This window comes from Prevotella sp. MGM1 (assembly GCF_002933775.1).
Lineage (GTDB): Bacteria > Bacteroidota > Bacteroidia > Bacteroidales > Bacteroidaceae > Prevotella.
On the sequence record NZ_BEWV01000147.1, the window covers coordinates 1 to 653 of the forward strand.

At 53.4% G+C, this 653-nt stretch carries 2 protein-coding genes; both read right to left on the reverse strand.

The annotated features are described in order from the left end of the window. Window positions 1–275 (reverse strand): C-GCAxxG-C-C family protein (locus tag MoGM_RS05675; RefSeq protein WP_146078659.1); only part of this gene is annotated, 275 nt, incomplete at its 3' end. Window positions 276–431: 156 nt separating this feature from the next. Next, a partial coding sequence (locus MoGM_RS12995; protein ID WP_371410504.1) for an aminotransferase class I/II-fold pyridoxal phosphate-dependent enzyme occupies window positions 432–653 on the reverse strand: 222 nt, incomplete at its 5' end.

Here is a 653-nt window from a genome sequence, read left to right on the forward strand (position 1 = left end):
TGTACTACCTTATAGTTATGGGATTTGCCCTCCCGGTCGCCGGGCGTGATCGAGCCGCAGTCCATCCCGGCAAGGGTGAACATACCGCAAGCGGCACCGCACGTAAGTCTCATACGTCCGATGCCGCCTCCGAACCCGGCGCTGAGCCTCAACGCCTGTTCTTCCGTGTACCCGTAAATATCGGCAAACGCCGCCACGACAGACTGCGAGCAGTTGAACCCCTGCATAAACAGTTCCTCGGCACGGCGTATCCGTTGTTCCTTATCTATCGGCATGGTTATTCATTACAGTTGTTTATTTTTTTAAGACAGTCAAACCGAACGCAATGAAAGCCATTTCAAATTGCCGAGGCGCAGACTATCTCCTTGCAAAGTTAACCTAAATTCCGATGAATACAAAATAAAAAAGCCGCAAATATGACAAACCGGTCGTCAGCGTGGCAGCACGGCCGCCATGCGGCGCAGTCCTTCCATCATCCGCTCTCTCGGACAGGCAATGTTTATACGGATGAACCCCTCGCCCGCCTGACCGTATATTGTTCCGCTGCTGACCATCACCCGGCCCTCTGTAAGCAGCCGTTCGGTGACTTGGTCGGATGTCATGCCAAAAGCGCTGATATCCGCCCACACAAGATATGTGCCCTCCATAGGCAC